The organism is Streptomyces sp. NPDC102490 (genome assembly GCF_044765285.1).
In the GTDB taxonomy this organism is placed as follows: Bacteria; Actinomycetota; Actinomycetes; order Streptomycetales; family Streptomycetaceae; genus Streptomyces.
This window is the reverse complement of record NZ_JBIWJU010000005.1, coordinates 190,828-201,614: the sequence shown is the minus strand read 5'-3', so window position 1 is coordinate 201,614 and position 10,787 is coordinate 190,828. Positions and strand designations below refer to the sequence as shown.

Sequence of the window (10,787 nt, the reverse complement as noted above, 5' to 3'; positions counted from 1 at the left end):
TGGGTTCTTCTTTTTGTTTCCGGCCCCCGGGAATCAGGAGCTCGGCGGCGCCCGTCGCCACAGGAGGACGCCACGCATGCCGCAGCGGGTGCTGATCGCCGGTACGTCGCCGCTCCTCGCGGGCCGGCTCGCCGCCCGTTTCCTGGCGGCCGCGGATCGTGCCGCCGAGACCGAGGTGGTCCTGCTCTCCGTCGTCCGGTCCCGTCCCGGGGCGCCCGCCCCGGGACGGGAGGAGCTGGCCCGGTTCGTGACGGAACCCGGCAGCGGGGCCGAAGGGCCGGGCGCGCTCGACGCGGGGCGGCTGACCGTGGTGTGCGTCGAGCCGGACGGCGTGGACGCCGAGCTGAAGAGCTGGACGGCGCAGCAGGTGTGGTGCGTGGTGCCGGGCTGGGACCCGTCACGGCTCCGTGGTGCACGCGCGGACGCCGCGCTGGCCGGCTCGCTGCTCGCCGCGCTGCCCGGCCTCGGGGCCCGCCGCTATGTGCAGGTGGGCCAGGACCCGGCGCCGGACGACGACCGGGCGCGGCGGTCCTGCCGGGACCTGGAACGGCCGGCCGTGGAGGCGTGCCTGGACTCCGGGGTGTCCTGGCGGATGCTGCGCACGGCACCGGTGGTGGACGCGCGGGCCCCGGCGCTGGGCGAGTGCCCGCCGGGCGCCCACCGGTTGCTGTGGGCGCTGGACTCGGTGCGCGCGGAGGTGGCGGACCGGGTGCCCGACTGGTTCGAGCGGCAGCCGCTGCGGGTGGCCGGTGCGGCGGGTCTCGGCCTGCCTCTGCTGACCGCGGAACGGGCTGCCGGGGAACTCTGGCGGGCCGGCGCGCCCGGGGACCTGCCCGACGGCTTCGCCTCGGTGCCCCAACCCGTCCCGGTCCCGCTGACCGACGTGCTCGCCCGGGCCGGCGCGGTGCACGGCATCGACGTCCGCCCGGTGTCGGACCGGTCGGCGTTCAACGCCGTCGACCGGCTCCTGGACCTCCGCCTGACCGGCGTACGCCGTCACGCGGTACGCCTGCGCGAGGCGGCACCGGCCAGACCGTCCGGTGCGGCGGAGGCGGCCCGGTCCGGTGCCCCGCCGCGCGGCACGTCACGGTCCGAGCCGGACGGCTCGGACACGGCCGCGACCGCGCCCGGGGAGGCTCCGCCGGCGCCTTCCGCCGACGGGACCGCCCCCTCGGAGGACGCCCCGCCCCTCTCCCCCGCCGGGCAGTGGGAGTTGTTCGGCGCGGTCCGGTCCGGTCGGGCGGCGCCGGACGCGGCGCGGGGCACGGGTGAGCTGCGGCAGCGCGTCGTGGACGTGGCGGGGCGGCCGCTGGTGCTGTTCGAGGGCGGCAGCGGCGAGGGTCCGCCGCTCCTGGTGCTGAACGCGCTCGGGCAGGGACCGGGTTTCCTGACCCGGCTGTGCGCCCACCTGGCCCCGCACCACCGCGTCGTCACCTGGCAGGTACGCGGCACCGAACGGGAGGACCCGCCCTGGGGGACCCGGCACCAGCTCGACGACATCGACGCGGTGCTGCGGGCCGTCGGCGCCGAGCGCGCCCATCTCCTCGGCTGGTGCACCGGTGCCAAGATCGCCACCGCCTTCCAGCAGCACCGTCCGGAGGCCGTCGCCTCCCTGGTGTTCCTGAACGCCACGTTCCGGCAGAACGACCGCTGGGACGGCATGGACACCAAGTACGAGTCCGATCTGGCGGCGGTGTGCCGTGCGCTGGACCGCAGGCCGGAGAAGGCCGCCTGGATGCTGGACCTGCTGGCCCCGGGCGCCGCGGGCGGCGGAGGCAGCCCCGGCGCCCGGGACGCGGGAGTGCTCGGGGTGCTGAGCCGGGCACTGGCCGACGAGGTGCGGCGGCCCTTCCGGGACGCCGAGGTGTTCGTGCGGTACGCCCGTCAGCTCGTGGACCTCTGGCGGCTCGACTCGGCGGCGCAGGCGCCCCGGGTGGCCGTGCCGACGCTGTTCGTCTGCTCGGAGTTCGACGGCATCTCCTCCCCCGCCCGGGCCCGCGAGGCCGCGCGCTGCTTCCCGCACGCCCGGTACGCGGAACTGGCCGTCGCCGGCCACTACGCGCCGCACGACCGCCCCGTCCTGGTGGCGGAGCTGATCACGGAGTTCGTCCGCGCGCCGCGGGAGGTCGCCGATCTCGTGCGGTACGCGGAGATCACCTGGCACATCGACACGGAAGGAACTGCGCGGTGACCGAGGCCAAGGCCTTCGACCGGGTCGCGGACGACTACGACCGGATGCGGGGCGGAATGGAACGCGGCAGGCAGGCCGCGGCACAGCTGGCCGGGGACCTGGCTCCGGGCCCGGTGCTCGAGGTGGGCGTCGGCACGGGCATCGTGGCGGCGGGGCTGGCCGAACTGGGCCACGACGTGCGCGGCGTCGACGTGTCGCCGCCGATGCTGGCACGGGCGGCCGAACGGCTGCCGGGGCGGGTCTGCGTGGGGGACGCGAGGGCGCTGCCGTTCGCCGACGGCAGTTTCGCCAACGTGGTGTTCACCCACGTCCTGCACCTCGTCGGGGACATGCCCCGGGCGTTGCGCGAGACGGCGCGGGTGCTGCGTCCCGGCGGGCGGCTGCTCGCGGTGCACGGAGATCCCGCCGCCGATCCGGACGAGCTGGTCGACGTACTGGACCGGCTGGCGGTGCTGCAACCGCGGCGCCCCGACACGCCCGAGGGTCTCGACACGGCGGCGCGGGAGGTGGGGCTGGAGCGGCTGCGGCACGAGTTCGCCCCCGACTACGAGCGGGCCACGACCCCCCGGCAGCTCCTGGAGAGCCTGGAGCGCCGGCTGCCGCCGTACCTGTGGGACGTCGACGACGACACCTGGGCGCGGGTCGTCGAGCCCGCGCTGGCCGCCCTGCGCGCCCTGCCCGACCAGGACCGCCCCCGGGTGCAGCAGTGGCGCGTGCACCGCAGCGTGTACGTCAGGAGCTGAGCCGCCGCGTTCCCGCTCCGGCGGCCGGGGACGACGGGGCGGGCCGCCCGCCGTCCCCGGCCGGTGGTGTCCGGACCGGGGTGCTCGGCGCGGCGGGTCAGCGCGGTATGAGTTCGAAGGCGATCGCCGGACGGCCGCCGAAGCGCGCCCCCATCGCCCGGGCCAGTCCCAGCAGCGGGCCGCGGACGTCGGTGACGGGCGGCTGCATGGCCGCCAGGTAGCTGGCGTGGGCCTCCAGCGAGGCCACCGCCCGGTCGATGTGGTCGGTGACGTCCACGGCGTGGGTCGGCCTGGGCGAGTTGGAGACCGCCACGTAGCGCACGCCCTGCCAGGGGCCGGGGCCGTCCTCGGGGAAGATCCAGCGGTTGGCCGCGTCGCCCACCGCGTCGAGCAGGGCGCGGCCGGTGTTGCGGTGGTCCGGCGAGTTCCAGCGTCCCGTCGACGTGTGGTCGTGGTGGCAGAAGCCGAGGACCAGCTCGGGACGGTGGCGGCGGATCGCGGCGGCGAACTCGCGGCGCAGCTCGGCGGAGTACTCGATCCGGCCGTCGGGGTGGTCGAGGAACTCCACTCCGGCCGCTCCCACCACGGCCGCGCTGGCCCGCTGCTCCGCCTCGCGGACCTCGGCGGCCTTCTCGGGCGCCATCGAGTCGATGCCGGCCTCGCCCCGGCTGGCCACCAGGTAGGCGACCGACTTCCCGGCCGCGGTCCAGCGGGCCACGGCGCCCGCCGCACCGAATTCCATGTCGTCGGGGTGCGCCACCACGGCAAGGGCGCGGGTCCAGTCCTCGGGCATTTCCTGGAATTCATCCGTCATGCCCCGAAGATAACAGCGCGCTTTCCGGTCCCGGTACCCCGGAATTGCCTTTCTCCGTATCGCTCAAAAGTGAGCAGATCCAGCGGTGGCGAAGCGCGAGAATCCGGCTGATCCCCGTCGGCAGTCCGGCCACCGGTTCGCCGAGGTACCGCGAGCGAGAGGACAGCACATGCAGTCGACCAGCACCATGACCTGGGATCCCTGGCAGCCCGCGCCCTACGAGCAGACGGAGGGTGCTCCGCTGCTGCTGCACGGCCAGGTGGCCAACCACTACCGGGGGCAGATCGAGGGCGAGGGCGTCCAGCAGGTCCTCATCGCCCTGTCCCCCGACGGGGCGAGTGTGTTCACGGCGCTGGAACGGGTGACGGGCCGGATCGGCGACCGCAGCGGCAGCTTCGTCCTCCAGGTCACCGGGACCACCGGCGGGGGCGCGGCCAAGGCCACCCTGGAGGTGCTGGAGGGTTCCGGAACGGGCGGGTTGGCCGGTTTGCGCGGGACCGGCACCTACTTCTGCGACAACCCGGGTCCGGACGGCCACGCGGCGATCGCGTTGGACCACTCCTTCGAGTAGTCCCGGCGATCCGCGTGCGCCCGCACCGGCGAGGGCCTAGGCTCGCGAACGCCGGAGGTGCACGCGGAGGTTGCACGCCGAGACGATCATCGTCCTGAGGAAGGAAACCTTTCATGTCCCCCATTGGGCAGCTGGCAGCGGTCACCCTCGACGCGCCGGACCCGAAGGCTCTGGCCGAGTTCTACAGCGCCGTCACGGGCTATCAGACGCTCTTCGCGAGCGAGGACTTCGCCTACATCGGTTCCGAGGACGGCTCGAGCCGCATCGGTTTCCAGCGGGTCCAGAGCCTGAAGCAGCCGACCTGGCCCGGTGACGACAAGCAGATGCACCTCGACTTCAGCGTCAGCGACCTGGACGAGTCGGTGGAGCGGCTGACCTCGCTGGGGGCCACCAAGCCGGACCACCAGCCGGGCGGCGAGAAGTGGGTCGTCCTGATCGACCCGGCCGGTCACCCGTTCTGCGTCACCACCATGGCCTGAGGCCGCGCCCGCCGGGCGACGACGACGCGAGGAGGCCGCGGCACTCACCCGAGTGCCGCGGCCTCCTCGTGCGGTCTCAGTCCGCCCAGTACTGCGGGGTCAGGCAGCCGTCGTTCCCGCTGCCCTCCAGCATCAGGCTGTCCCAGCGGCCGCCGCCCTGCTCCTTGGACACCCAGTCCTGCATGTACGTGGCACGCGGCGCCGCGGGGTCGGTGCGGGCGTCGATGCCCATCAGCTTGTACATCGTGCCCAGCGACTTCATGTGGATGAGGAAGTGCATCCGCTCCATGGTCCCGAACAGTTCCTCGAAGACCAGCGCGGTGGCGTCCCCGTCGGCGTTCAGGTTGGTGTTCTCGGCGACCGTGCGGGCGAACAGGCGGGCCTCGGCCCGGTACTTGTAGCTGAAGTCGACCACCCGGTGCATGATCACCCCGGCGGTGGCGGTGTTGAGGAGCCGGTCGGCGGGGACGGCGGTCTGGTGCTGCGCCGGCTGCACCTCGAACCAGGGCTCGTCCCGGTCGGCGGCCAGCGGACTCATCGACGGGTCCTGGGCCATGGTCTGGGTGGCGGTGCCGAACATCCCCCACCGGTGCGGGAGCATCATCGTCTCCCGCACGCTGCCGGGCACGAACGCGGCCTGCCACGCGTCGGCCTGGTGCTGGGAGACATGGCCGCCGAGCACCCCGTCCCGGAAGTCGCGGGGGCCGCCCATGTGCAGCAGCCGCTCGTAGTCCTCCAGGGACCGGAAGTGGATCAGCCAGTGCAGCCGGTCCTTGACACCGAAGGTCTCCTCGTAGACGAACACGGTCGCGAGGCCGGGATGCTTGGTGTTGACGAACTCCGCGGCCTCACGGGCCAGCCGGCGCGCGCTGTCGCCCTGGCCGGCGGCGATCTGCGCGACCCGCTCCACGACGACCCCGGCGTTCGCCGAGTGCAGGATGCGGTCGGTGGGCTGCGTGGTCTGGTGCCGGGCGGGCGGAACACCGGGCGTGCCGCTGTCCAGGGTCATGTCGCTCTCCTCGGGTGGGTCAGGGGTGGGTCGGGGGGTGGGGGCCGGCTTGGGTGTAGGCGGCCAGGCGCTCGTCGAGGACCCGTGCCGCCCCGGTCATCAGCAGCTCGGCGATGCGTTCGACGTGCCGCTCGCGCCAGGGCTCCAGGGCGGTGCCGGCGACACAGCGGTTGAACGCGCCGGCCGCGGGCCCGCAGTGCACCTGGTAGTTGGCCCGCTCGGCGGGGTCGCCGTCCTGGGCGGCCCGGTTGGTGCGGGCGAAGTACGACTTGAACAGGAGCGCCATCCGGTGCCGGGGGTCGCGCTCGGCCCGTTCGATCTCCCGGTCGCGTCCGGTGTCCCGGTAATGGGCGCACGTCTGCTTCCACACCTGGTCCAGCGGGGCGCGCAGACAGTCACGTTCCAGCCAGGTGCGGGTGGCCTCGTCCAGGTCGTCCAGGCCGCTGTGGCCGCGGTAGAGCTGGTACAGCTTGTTGGCCCGGGCCGCGAAGAGGGTGCCCTTGCGGACCACCTGAACGCGGGAGCCGAGTTCGAACAGGTCGCCCGCGGGCGCGTACGCGGTGTCCTGGACGTCCAGGGCGGCCAGCAGGTCCTTCACGGCGTCCGAGGTGCCGGCCTGGGGCGAGCACTGGTTGACCGAGCCGGTGACCACGAAGTCGGCGCCGAGCACGAAGGCCGCGGCGACCGCCTCGGGGGTGCCCAGCCCTCCGCAGGCGCCCACCCGCAGTCGGCGGACGTAGCGGTGCTGTGCGGTCACCCGCGCGGCGAGCGCGGCCGTCGTCGGCACCAGGGCCAGGCTGACCCCGCCGTCGGTGTGGCCGGCCGAGTCGCCCTCCACGCAGATGTCCTGCGCCACCGGCAGCCCGCGTGCCGCGTCGGCCTCGGCCGCGGTCAGCGCGCCCCGGGCGACCAGGCGCCGCAGCAGCTCCTCGGCGGGCGGCGCCATGAAGTGGGCGGCCACCTCGGGACGCGAGCACTTGGCGACCAGGGTGCGTACGGCGACGGGCGTGCCGTCCGGGGTGCGGTGGGCGCCGGTGAACCGGAACCGGACGAGCGCCGGGGTGACGGCGGTGAAGGCGGCGGCCTCCACGTGCCGGACGTCGTGCCGCAGCAGCAGGTCGGTCAGGGCGTCCTCGGCGCCGGGACGCGTCAGGTCGTGCAGCACGTTGACGCCGTAGCGGCCGTCGAGGCCCGGGGTGCGGGCGAGTTCGGCGAGGGCCTTGTCGACGGTGTCCAGGTCCAGTCCGCCGGCGCCGAAGTAGCCGCGCAGGCCCGCTCTTCCGAGCCGGGCGACCAGTTCCACCGAGGACACCCCGCGGAACATGCTGCCGGCGAGGTAGGCGTAGCGCACGCCGTGGTCCTGCCGGAACTCCGCGCTGCCGAGCCGGGCCGCGGCGGGGTCCCGTACGCTGTCCGGCCCCGGGTCGACGGCCGGGTCCTCCCGCCGCACCGCCACCGGCACGGGGACGGGGCCGGGGCCGGGGACGGGCTGCTCCCCCTGCTGCGGCTCCCCGTGCTGCGGCTGCGGCACGGTGTCCGGCTCGGCCCGTACCGACTCCCACATCTGCCGCAGCATCGGGCGCGGGCCGAACTCGTCGGCCTCGGTCACGCCCCGCCGGATCAGTTCCCGCAGCGTCTCGTGCCAGCGCACCGGGGCCGCGATCTGCCGGGCCAGCAGGTCCGCCACGCCGTCGGCGGGATAGGCCCGGCCGGTGACGTTGGCGATCACGGGGATGCGCGGTGGCCGGAAGTCGACGGTGTCGAGGAACGCGGCGAAACGCTCCTGAGCGGGGCGCATGTGCCGGGAGTGGAAGGCGCCGCTGGTGGCCAGCGGGACGCAGCGGGCGCCCGGGGTCGCCCGCACGGCGGCGCGGAGCGCCTTGACGCTCTCGGCCGGCCCCGACACCACCACCTGGGTGGCGGTGTTGAGGTTGGCCAGGTCGACGTCGGTGGCGCCGCTGCGGTCGAGCAGGGCCCGGACGGCGTCCGGCGACAGGCCGACGACGGCCAGCATGGCGCCGCCGTCCGCCTCGCCCATCAGCTCCCCGCGCCGGCACACGATCCGCAGGCCGGTCTCGAAGTCGAAACAGTCCGCGGCGAGCAGCGCGTTGTACTCGCCGAGGCTGTGTCCCGCCAGGACGTCGGGTGCGGGCCCCTCCGCCAGCGCCCGCGCACAGGCGAGCGCGTTGACCACGTACAGCGCGGGCTGGGTCCACCGGGTGCGGTTCAGCCGGCCGTCGGGGTCGTCCAGGCACAGGGCGCGCACGGACTCGCCGAGGACGCGGTCGGCGGCCGCCACGTACTCGGGGAAGCGGTCGAAGAGCTCCTGCCCCATTCCGACGCGCTGCGCGCCCTGGCCGGCGAAGAGCCAGGCCCTCACGCGCCCGGGCGGAGCTGGTACGGCAGCAGCACGGTGTCCTCGATGGTGCCGGGCACGAAGGAGCGGCCCCAGGTGCCGCCGCCCTTGAATTCGGCGATGAACTGCCGCTCGCCCAGCGCCCGGAAGTCGGCGTCCGTGCGCTCGAGTTCGAGCAGTTCCTGGTAGGCGTCGAAGTCCTTGAGGTGGATGAGCCAGTGCAGCCGGTCCATCACACCGAAGGTCTCCTCGTACAGGTACGAGGTGGCGCGGCCGGGCAGCTTGCGGTTGACCTCGTTCTGCCAGGCGAACGCGTAGAGCCGGGCCTCCTTGCGGAACTCGTGCGAGGCCTGGCCGGTGCGGTGCAGGGTGAGCAGGGAGTTCGCGGAGTGCAGCAGCTCGGTGTCGGACTGGTCGGTCTGCAGTTTGGCCGGGTCCACCCAGAGGTCGCCGCTGTCGTGATCGTCCTCCTCGTGCACGAGCCCGTGCTGCGGGACGAGGATGCGTTCGCGCACGGAGCCCTCGACGACGGCCCGCCCCCACACGCCGGCGCCCGCGTCCTCGGGCACCCGGTCGCTCTCCAGCAGGTCGATCATCTTCTCGTCGTGGTCGACCATGTGCAGGCTGATGGCGTAGTCGTTCGGGGTCTTCCAGTGGATCAGCCAGTGCACCCGGTCCTGCTTGCCGAACGCCTCCTCGTAGAAGTAGAAGGAGGCGCCGTTGAGGTCGGACTGGTTCATGTAGGCGATCACGTCGGCGAAGAGCTTGCGGCCCTCGTCGCGGTGCTCGTACTTCAGCTGGGCGCTGCGGGCGATGGTGAAGCCCGAGTTGCCCGAGTGCAGCAGCTTGTCGGCGGGCACGGGGCTCTGGGCCGACGCGGGGCTGGGACCGGCCGCGCTCCGGGGGGTCCGCTGGTCCATGAATGGCCGTCCTTCCAGTGCGCAGGATGCGTGGCTCGTGCCGGGCCTGGGGCCGGCGCGAGCCACGCTAGGCGGACCGCCGTCCGGGGGCTGCACAACTTTGAGCAGGCGGGGGACGGTCCCGCCCGCCCGGGGTCAGCCGGCCGCGGACGTCTCCTGGGCCGGCTCCTCGGCGGCCGGGTCGCTGCGGCGGGGCATCTCCTTGAGGAACAGGGACACCAGGAGGGCGATCCCGACCAGCAGGACGCACACCAGGAACATGTCGCCCATGGCGTGCGCGTAGCCGTCCAGGGCGTCCCCGCGTGCCGGTTCGGGCAGCCGGTGCAGGGCCGTGACGCCCTGGTCGGCGGCGCGTGCCGCGTCCTGGCCGACGTCCGCCAGCCGGTCGGCCACCCGGCTGGACAGGACGGTGCCGAGGACGGCGACCCCGACCGCGGAGCCCATGCGCTGGAAGAAGTTGGCGGAGCTGGTGGCCGCGCCGATGTCCTGCGGCGGCACGGAGTTCTGCACGGCGGTGATGACGGGCTGCATCACCAGGCCGACGCCGGCGCCGAACAGGAAGGCGTACACGCCGATCTGCCAGTAGGGGGTGTCCGCGTCGATCCGGGACAGCAGCAGCATGGTGACGACCAGGAGTGCGGAACCGGAGACGGGGAACACCTTGTACCGTCCGGTCTTGCTGATCAGCTGCCCGGACGCGATGGACGTGAAGGTCAGCCCGAACATCGCGGGCAGCATGGCGAGTCCGGAACGCGTGGACGACATGCCCATGACAGCCTGGAAGTACAGCGGCAAGTACACGATGCCGGCGAACATGGCGGCCCCGGCCAGCAGGCCGAACAGGGCTCCGACGCCGAAGACCGGGTTGCGGAACAGGCGCATGGGAATGACGGGTTCGGCCGCCCGGTTCTCCACCCACACGAACAGGGCGGCCAGCACGACGGCACCGGCGGCCAGCGCCAGTGAGCCGGGGGCGGCCCAGCCGTGCGCCTCACCGGCCCAGTTGAGGTACAGCAGGGCGCAGACGACGGCACCGGCCACCAGGGCGGCGCCGGTGAAGTCGATGGTGTGCCGGCGCTGGGGACCGCGGACGCGCAGGCCGACGGCGGTCGCCACCAGGGCCAGCACGCCGACCGGCACGTTGACCAGGAAGATCCAGCGCCAGCCCGGTCCGTCCGTGAACCAGCCGCCGACCAGCGGCCCGATCACGCTCGACAGGCCGAACACGGCCCCGAACAGGCCCTGGTAGCGGCCCCGGCGCTCCGGTGGCACCACGTCGGCGATCACGGCGAGCGCCAGCACGAACAGACCGCCCGCGCCGAGGCCCTGGATGCCGCGGAAGACGATGAGCTGCCCGATGCTCTGGGCGACGCCGCACAGCACGGACCCGACGACGAAGACGCCGATGGCGCACTGCACCACGATCCGGCGGCCGTAGAGGTCGGACACCTTGCCCCACAGCGGGGTGACCGCCATGGAGGTCACCAGGTAGACCGTGACCACCCAGGGCAGGCGTTCGAGACCACCCAGTTCGCCGACGATGCTGGGCAGGGCGACACTGACGACGGTCTGGTCCAGGGCCGACAGCAGCATCCCCGCCATCACACCGGCGATGGCCAGGGCGGCCTGACGAGGCGTGGGCAGGGCCGGTGCCGCGTCCGCGGGCCCGGGGGCCGCCTCTGCGGAGTTCTCCATGGGGGGTGC

9 protein-coding genes are annotated in these 10,787 nt (G+C 73.8%); 4 read left to right on the top strand and 5 right to left on the bottom strand.

Annotated features, from left to right (window positions below):
- Nucleotides 1-76: 76 nt before the first annotated feature.
- Nucleotides 77-2,191: an alpha/beta fold hydrolase gene (locus ACIRGB_RS12710; RefSeq protein WP_403862559.1), complete on the top strand. Its 2,115-nt coding sequence runs from the start codon at nucleotides 77-79 to the stop codon at nucleotides 2,189-2,191.
- Entirely contained in the window at nucleotides 2,188-2,934 is a 747-nt protein-coding gene (locus tag ACIRGB_RS12705) for a class I SAM-dependent methyltransferase (RefSeq protein WP_403862556.1), read from the top strand. The genes ACIRGB_RS12710 and ACIRGB_RS12705 overlap by 4 nt, the downstream gene beginning before the upstream one ends.
- A gap of 97 nt (nucleotides 2,935-3,031) precedes the next feature.
- On the opposite strand, the gene ACIRGB_RS12700 is transcribed toward ACIRGB_RS12705, so the two are convergent.
- A complete protein-coding gene (locus ACIRGB_RS12700) occupies nucleotides 3,032-3,748 on the bottom strand; it encodes a PIG-L deacetylase family protein (RefSeq protein WP_333752461.1) in 717 nt (238 codons plus the stop codon).
- A 169-nt stretch (nucleotides 3,749-3,917) separates the two neighbouring features.
- On the opposite strand from ACIRGB_RS12700, the gene ACIRGB_RS12695 reads away from it, so the two are divergent.
- Together ACIRGB_RS12695 and ACIRGB_RS12690 are read left to right on the top strand one after the other, a co-directional pair.
- Nucleotides 3,918-4,319, top strand: a complete 402-nt coding sequence (locus tag ACIRGB_RS12695; RefSeq protein ID WP_104636385.1) for a DUF3224 domain-containing protein — start codon at nucleotides 3,918-3,920, stop codon at nucleotides 4,317-4,319.
- 113 nt (nucleotides 4,320-4,432) lie between these two features.
- Nucleotides 4,433-4,798 carry a VOC family protein gene (locus tag ACIRGB_RS12690; protein WP_403862553.1) on the top strand — a complete coding sequence of 122 codons (366 nt, stop codon included), beginning with the start codon at nucleotides 4,433-4,435 and terminating at the stop codon, nucleotides 4,796-4,798.
- Nucleotides 4,799-4,874: 76 nt separating this feature from the next.
- Here ACIRGB_RS12690 and ACIRGB_RS12685 read toward each other — a convergent pair whose 3' ends face one another.
- The 4 genes from ACIRGB_RS12685 to ACIRGB_RS12670 form a co-directional block, all read right to left on the bottom strand.
- Complete coding sequence (locus ACIRGB_RS12685) at nucleotides 4,875-5,807, bottom strand: DUF6039 family protein (protein WP_403862550.1); 933 nt, start codon at nucleotides 5,805-5,807, stop codon at nucleotides 4,875-4,877.
- Nucleotides 5,808-5,826: 19 nt separating this feature from the next.
- Nucleotides 5,827-8,187 (bottom strand): ACP S-malonyltransferase, encoded by a 2,361-nt coding sequence (gene fabD / locus ACIRGB_RS12680; RefSeq protein WP_403862547.1) that lies wholly within the window; start codon nucleotides 8,185-8,187, stop codon nucleotides 5,827-5,829.
- Complete coding sequence (locus ACIRGB_RS12675) at nucleotides 8,184-9,083, bottom strand: DUF6039 family protein (protein ID WP_403862545.1); 900 nt, start codon at nucleotides 9,081-9,083, stop codon at nucleotides 8,184-8,186. Before ACIRGB_RS12675 ends, fabD begins: the two co-directional genes overlap by 4 nt.
- A gap of 135 nt (nucleotides 9,084-9,218) precedes the next feature.
- Nucleotides 9,219-10,778 carry an MDR family MFS transporter gene (locus ACIRGB_RS12670; protein WP_403862542.1) on the bottom strand — a complete coding sequence of 520 codons (1,560 nt, stop codon included), beginning with the start codon at nucleotides 10,776-10,778 and terminating at the stop codon, nucleotides 9,219-9,221.
- Between the last annotated feature and the right edge of the window lie 9 nt (nucleotides 10,779-10,787).

What these genes read in the sequence shown, in the direction of transcription:
- ACIRGB_RS12710 (WP_403862559.1), top strand. Translation starts at nt 77, where the DNA reads ATGCCGCAGCGGGTGCTGATCGCCGGTACGTCGCCGCTCCTCGCGGGC.
- ACIRGB_RS12700 (WP_333752461.1), bottom strand. Translation starts at nt 3,748, where the DNA reads ATGACGGATGAATTCCAGGAAATGCCCGAGGACTGGACCCGCGCCCTT.
- ACIRGB_RS12695 (WP_104636385.1), top strand. Translation starts at nt 3,918, where the DNA reads ATGCAGTCGACCAGCACCATGACCTGGGATCCCTGGCAGCCCGCGCCC.
- ACIRGB_RS12690 (WP_403862553.1), top strand. Translation starts at nt 4,433, where the DNA reads ATGTCCCCCATTGGGCAGCTGGCAGCGGTCACCCTCGACGCGCCGGAC.
- ACIRGB_RS12685 (WP_403862550.1), bottom strand. Translation starts at nt 5,807, where the DNA reads ATGACCCTGGACAGCGGCACGCCCGGTGTTCCGCCCGCCCGGCACCAG.
- ACIRGB_RS12675 (WP_403862545.1), bottom strand. Translation starts at nt 9,083, where the DNA reads ATGGACCAGCGGACCCCCCGGAGCGCGGCCGGTCCCAGCCCCGCGTCG.
- ACIRGB_RS12670 (WP_403862542.1), bottom strand. Translation starts at nt 10,778, where the DNA reads ATGGAGAACTCCGCAGAGGCGGCCCCCGGGCCCGCGGACGCGGCACCG.